At 63.3% G+C, this 5,649-nt stretch carries 5 protein-coding genes and 2 pseudogenes; 2 read left to right on the top strand and 5 right to left on the bottom strand.

What is annotated here, in order from left to right:
- The 5 genes and pseudogenes from JWR89_RS16920 to JWR89_RS16900 all read right to left on the bottom strand — a co-directional run.
- A pseudogene (locus JWR89_RS16920) lies at positions 1-780 on the bottom strand (OB-fold nucleic acid binding domain-containing protein); the annotation flags it as partial.
- Positions 781-1,060: 280 nt separating this feature from the next.
- Positions 1,061-1,705 (bottom strand): HD domain-containing protein, encoded by a 645-nt coding sequence (locus JWR89_RS16915; RefSeq protein ID WP_299718162.1) that lies wholly within the window; start codon positions 1,703-1,705, stop codon positions 1,061-1,063.
- The gene (locus tag JWR89_RS16910) at positions 1,702-2,199 is read right to left on the bottom strand and encodes a carboxymuconolactone decarboxylase family protein (RefSeq protein ID WP_299718160.1); all 498 of its coding nucleotides are present in this window, start codon (positions 2,197-2,199) and stop codon (positions 1,702-1,704) included. Before JWR89_RS16910 ends, JWR89_RS16915 begins: the two co-directional genes overlap by 4 nt.
- Before the next feature lie 69 nt (positions 2,200-2,268).
- Positions 2,269-3,186, bottom strand: coding sequence for an NADP-dependent oxidoreductase (locus JWR89_RS16905; protein ID WP_299718158.1), 918 nt, complete (start codon positions 3,184-3,186; stop codon positions 2,269-2,271).
- A 71-nt stretch (positions 3,187-3,257) separates the two neighbouring features.
- Entirely contained in the window at positions 3,258-3,677 is a 420-nt protein-coding gene (locus tag JWR89_RS16900; RefSeq protein WP_299718164.1) for a cupin domain-containing protein, read from the bottom strand.
- A gap of 90 nt (positions 3,678-3,767) precedes the next feature.
- Between JWR89_RS16900 and JWR89_RS16895 the strand changes: the two genes are divergently transcribed.
- Both JWR89_RS16895 and JWR89_RS16890 read left to right on the top strand, forming a co-directional pair.
- A complete protein-coding gene (locus JWR89_RS16895; RefSeq protein ID WP_299718156.1) occupies positions 3,768-5,180 on the top strand; it encodes a PLP-dependent aminotransferase family protein in 1,413 nt (470 codons plus the stop codon).
- 253 nt (positions 5,181-5,433) lie between these two features.
- Positions 5,434-5,649, top strand: a pseudogene (locus tag JWR89_RS16890) (hypothetical protein); the annotation flags it as partial.

Raw genomic sequence — 5,649 nt, 5'->3', positions numbered from 1 at the left:
ACGAGATGCAACACTTCGCCTTCCCGCTGCACGCGCCCGTGGAAGGCCATCATGGATGCACCGAGGATGATGCGGCGCTGCCGTTCGTACAGCGACGTCCAGATTACCAGGTTGGCGATGCCGCTCTCGTCCTCGATCGTGATGAACATGACGCCCTTGGCAGACCCCGGCTTCTGGCGTACCAGCACCAGGCCGGCGGTGGTGAACCACTTGCCGTCCCGCGCCGCCATGGCTTCGAGGCAGGTCACAACGCGCCTTCGCTTCAAGTCGCCGCGCGGGAACGTCAGCGGATGATGCCGCAGCGTCAGGCCGGCGTGCCGATAGTCCTCGACGACCTCGCTTCCGGACGTCATCGGCCGCAGTGCCACTGCCGGCTCGTTGATCTCGGCGATCGTACGTTGCTCGCGCGCCGTCGCCGCCGCGAACAATTCGAGCGGCTCGTCGCGCAGCGCCTTGATCGCCCACAGAGCTTCGCGGCGGGCCAGCCCGAAGGACCCCCGCATGCCATCGGCCTCCGCGATCATCACCAGCGAGGAGACCGAGTCGCCGGCCCGGCGCCAGAGGTCGTCGACGCCTGTGAGCGGTTCTTCGGCGCGGGCGGCGACGATTTCTGCCGCCTGCCGGTTCTGCAGCCCACGGACCATCCGCAGTCCCAGCCGAACGGCGAACCGTTCGTCGTCCATCCGCTCGAGGGTGCAGTCCCACCGAGACGTGTTCACGCAGACCGGGCGGTTCGGCACCGTGGTCGCGGGCGTCGCGGACGATCTGCGCCGGCGCGTATGCATGCAGATGTCGTCGGCCTGGTCCGGAACGAGCACGGCGATCAGGCCTTCGTTCCAGTCGGCGACGTCGGCCCAGTCGAGGATGCAGTTGGCCTTGCCGCCGCTTCTTGCCGACCGAGAGCAGGCGGCAAAGCCTCGAATAGGCCGGCCGATCGGTCGGGTATTCGCCTTCATCTGTTGCTGAATGGGATAGTCAGGCATTTCGGCCAAAGCGGCGACGGGGTCGCGTACCAAAAGCGAATACGACGTGTGCAAGATCATTGAAGAACAAGGACGCTTCAGCTGTTCCAGTTTGAAGCAAGGATGATGCTGCACATATCGATCCGCCGAAAGTTTGGATCCTTGAATGCGAGGACGTCGTCGTTAAAGGTTCCGAAGGTGCTGTCGGGACGGTGCTTCATGCCCTGATAGAACGCATCGATGATTCCATGTTTGAAGTCGGCCTCTCGGGGAAAGGCAGCGATGACGGCCTCGCGCTGCGCGTCGGTAAATTGGTCATAGCCGCGGCCGGCCACATCCATGCCGGCCCCCGCCTGCACCAGCGCGATCTCGGGGCGCATATATTCAGGTATGCCGGGCGTGGTGTGGAGCGCGACGGCATTCCAGACCGTTTCGATATCGCTTTCGGAAATGCCGCGCCCGCGAAGAAAATCACGTGCGGCATTGGCGCCGTCCACTTCAAAGCGTAGCTGGCTGTTTTCATAGTGTGCGCTGAGGCCGATGTCGTGGAACATGGCGGCGGTGTAGAGCAGTTCCGGGTCAAAGCTCAGTCCCGTTCGGCTCCCCGTCAAGGCTCCCCAAAAATAGACCCGGATGGAGTGATGGAAGAGCAGATCGCTCTCGGTGTCGCGGATGAGCTGGGTCAGTTCGCGCGCAATTTTGCTGTCCGGGATGCGCACTCCCGATATCGACCCGAACGTCATGGTCTGTCCTCACTGTTACTTGATCGGTCAGCGCTATCCTGATGTTCGAGGACGGCCTGCGGCGTGTTTCGGAAGCTGATAGCCATGCGATTGTAGGTGTTCATCAGGCCGATCGCGATCGTGAGGTCCACAAGTTGCTTCTCGTCGAAAACCTCGCGCGCGGCTTTGTAAGCGCTGTCCGGAATGCCAGTCTCGGCGACGAGCGTCACACTCTCCGCCCAGGCAAACGCGGCGCGTTCGGTCTCGCTGAAGAGACCGCCGCCCTCCTCCCACGCTTGCACTAGCGCAAGCTTCTCGATCTTCACCCCTCGTTTGATGAGGTCGCGGGTGTGCATGTCGAGACAATAGGCGCAGTTGTTGATCTGCGAGACCCTCAGATAGACGAGATCCACCAGTTCACCCGGCAAACCACTCTGCAGGACATAGCCATAGATACTGCCGAGCGCCTTGATCCCGTTGGGAGCGATTTGGGTGTAATCGAGCCTCTTGGTCATCGTTCTCTTCCTTTCGGCCTCATTTGGGGGGGCACTTTGTCGTCGGACTCGCTTGCCCTCCTTGAGGCCTCACGGAAGAACGCTGATGATGGTCTTCCCCTTGCGTCGCTCGGTCGGGTTCAAGGCGGCGACGGCCTCGTCGAGGGGCGAGACGTCGCCGATGTTCGTTCGCAGTCGTCCGTCCCGCACCCGCCGGACGATTTCACTCAGTTGGGCACGATCGGACTCGACAACGAAATCGACTGCAAGGCCATCGGCGGGCCGCGCCTCAGATGGCCCAACAATCGACACCAGTGTACCTCCAGCTCGAAGCAGCGCCACGGACCGCTTCTGGATGTCGCCGCCGATCACATCGAACACCAGATCGACTCGGCCGACATCTTCCAGCGTGTCGTTGTCTAGGTCGACGAACTCCTTTGCGCCGAGGTCGAGCGCCTTCTGACGGTCGGCGGCGCGCCCGGTACCGATGACGTAGGCGCCGGCCTCACGTGCGAGTTGCGTCACCATCGAACCGACTGCGCCGGTCGCGCCGTGCGCGAGAACGCACTGCCCCGCCTGAAAGCGGCCGTGCTGGAACAGTCCCTGCCATGCGGTGAGGCCCGAGATTGGCAGGCTCGCGCCCACCGTGAAATCGACGTCGCCCGGGAGCGGCGCGAGGTTGCGTGCCTCGATCGCCACATACTCGGCCAGGGCGCCATCGCGGTACCAGTCCGCGAGGCCGAACACTCGCTGTCCCACCGACAGTCCCGTCGTGCCGTAGCCGAGGGCTGTGACCACCCCAGCAAGCTCATGGCCGGGGATCGATGGTGTTCGGTCACGGTCGCGGCGATCGATCCAGGTCGAGGGCCACTCCAGCTCAGTCGGGACGAATCCCGACGCATGAATCTGAACGATAACGTCGTTTATGGCTGCCGCCGGCTCGGGCCGCTCCGCCAGCTTCATCCCGGCCGTTCCCGCAGCTTGGTCCGTTACCACAATTGCCTTCATGTGAATTGTCTCCTGTGGAATCGGCCCAGGTGTCCGAGCCATTGTTCGCTCACGACTTCTGAACGTTGGTCTTATTTGACGGGGGTGGTGAGCACCTTGTCGTCGGAATCGACGACGAAGACCGCGAGCAACTTCGCCGGCTTGCTCTTGCTCGCATTACGGCTGATCGAATGGGTGGCGTTCGGCGGTTCGGACCAACTCTCGCCCGCCTTGTAGATGCGGGTCTCGCCGTCGTTCACCTTCGACTCGATCGCACCCGAGATCACATAGGCGTAGATGAAGGCGGACTTGGCGTGCATGTGCGGCGGCGATGCCGCGCCCGCTGCATAATCGACTTCGACAGCGACGAGCGACTTGCCGGGGATGTTCGGAATCGCCTGATTGAATTTCGGCGTGACCGTTTCTGCCCGGACGTCATGCGCCGAGACAGGCCCGGCCGCCGCGACGGCGAGAGCGGCGCAGGCAACGGCGACAAGGGTGCGGATCTTCATGGGCTTTTTTCCTTCTGCAACCCCGAAGATGGCCCTTGCTGGGCCATAGAAAAGTACTAAAAATGCAAAGAAATTATGCACTACGAGACCATGACCAAGCCGCTGAACCTCGGCCTTAACCGCACGGCAAAGACACCTTTGGCGGAGCAGATCCGACGGGGGGTGACGACGGCCATCGAGGCTGGCGTGTTGGAGCCCGGCGCGCGGCTGCCCTCATGGCAGGATCTTGCGGCCCAGCTCGGTGTCGCGCGTGGCACCGTGCGGACCGCCTACGAAAAGCTGGCCGCCTCCCAGTTGATCGAAGCTTCGCGCGCGGCCGGCACCCGCGTCGCGCTGCGTCCGCGCGCCGTCACAAAGAGCGAGCAGCCGCCGGACGCAGGCTCGTTCATGGAGACCTACCGGGAGATGACGCTGGGACCAGCGCTGTTCCAGATGGGTGTGCCAGCCATCGAGACCTTTCCGGCCACATTGTTCGCACGCATTCACGCACACGCCGTCCGTACCGAGGCGAGCGCTCCGCCGATCTATCCTGATCCGCGCGGCGAGCTCGAGCTGAGGCGGGAAATCGCAGGCTATCTTGCCCTCGCCCGCGGCATCAATTGTTCGCCATCGCAGGTCATCGTCACCGGCGGTTTCAGCGCCGGGCTCGGCCTGACACTCAGCGTGCTTGGTCTGGCCGGACAAACCGCCTGGGTCGAAAATCCCGGCTTTCCGTTCACCAGGAAAGGACTCGAGCTCGCACGCCTGTCACTCGCGCCCATCCCGGTCGATGCGGATGGCATCGATATCGATCATGGCCTGCGCCATCATCCCGGCGCGAAGCTCGTCGTCGTGACGCCCGGTCAGCAGGCGCCGCTCGGTGCCACCTTGTCGCTCGAGCGGCGTCTTCGCCTACTGGCATGGGCCGCCGTGAACAAGGTCTGGGTGATCGAGGACGACTATCTCAGCGAGCTGCAACTGGTCGGCCGGGCTGCACCGGCGCTGGCGTCGCTCGACCGCGATGCGCGCGTCATTCACATTGGCTCGTTCAGCAAGACGATCAGTCCGACCGTTCGCCTCGGCTTTTTGGTTGCGCCGGCCGAACTGGCCGATAGGTTCGCAGAAGTGGCCGCGTGTCTCGCGCCGCCACCCGGCCCTGCGGTGCAACTCGCAACCGTCGAATTCATGCACGAGGGCCATTATATGCGCCACCTCCGGCGCACCAAGCGCGCCTATGCCGCCAAGCGTCAGGCGCTGCTGGATTATCTCCAGGCTTTCGTTGGTGCCGATCGCATCGCGGCACCGGGTCTGGCTGTGCTGCTGAAATTGCCGAGGGGCACGTCGGACATCGCCATTGCGCGCGAAGTCTCGGCGTTCGGCATGTCGCCGTCGCCGCTGTCGGCATGGCATGTGTCGCCTGATGGCGCCGAGTCCGGACTTCTGCTGGGTGTCGCTACCGCGCCGACAAAGAACCTTGCAGGGTCCTGTGACCGGCTCTTCGAAGTCATCCGTCGTTTCAGCTGATTAATTTCAAGACTGAACCGTCGCCATTGACCGGACCATCTTGCCCTCGTGTAGCAGGGAGCAGGAAGAAGCCCGTCGGGCGGCGCGGTCTCCTTCGTCGACGTCGACCAGTTTCTTCGGGAGCGCCCGAACGGTCCTCAACACCAAGCATTAAAGCTGCGGTCCGAGCGACGTTCACCTGTATTCTGCTAACGGCGACGTCTCCCGTCACGGAACAGTGAGATTTCGGCGGATGCGGAGGCGGAGTGGACGCGTGTCGTTGCAGGTCGCGATCATGAAGGTTTTGTCGGGCCATCCGAACCGATGTGCCGCGCTCGCAGACCTGAACGCCGATTTGGCCGTCTTGAACGCAGTCCCCGATTGGACATCAAGGATGCGGCGCCTCGCTCTCCGCCGGCCCGATCTCGACATCTTCAGCCAGGGGATGGTCGTCCGGGACAGCGATGGTCGGACGCTTACGGCAGCCGGC

The organism is Tardiphaga sp., assembly GCF_028290785.1.
GTDB lineage: Bacteria > Pseudomonadota > Alphaproteobacteria > Rhizobiales > Xanthobacteraceae > Tardiphaga.
The sequence above is the reverse complement of the archived record's forward strand: the minus strand, read 5'-3'. Positions and strand labels throughout refer to the sequence as shown.

Excerpts from the sequence above, each read along its gene's own strand:
- JWR89_RS16915 (WP_299718162.1), bottom strand. The coding sequence starts at position 1,705 with ATGACGTTCGGGTCGATATCGGGAGTGCGCATCCCGGACAGCAAAATT.
- JWR89_RS16910 (WP_299718160.1), bottom strand. The coding sequence starts at position 2,199 with ATGACCAAGAGGCTCGATTACACCCAAATCGCTCCCAACGGGATCAAG.
- JWR89_RS16905 (WP_299718158.1), bottom strand. The coding sequence starts at position 3,186 with ATGAAGGCAATTGTGGTAACGGACCAAGCTGCGGGAACGGCCGGGATG.
- JWR89_RS16900 (WP_299718164.1), bottom strand. The coding sequence starts at position 3,677 with ATGAAGATCCGCACCCTTGTCGCCGTTGCCTGCGCCGCTCTCGCCGTC.
- JWR89_RS16895 (WP_299718156.1), top strand. The coding sequence starts at position 3,768 with ATGACCAAGCCGCTGAACCTCGGCCTTAACCGCACGGCAAAGACACCT.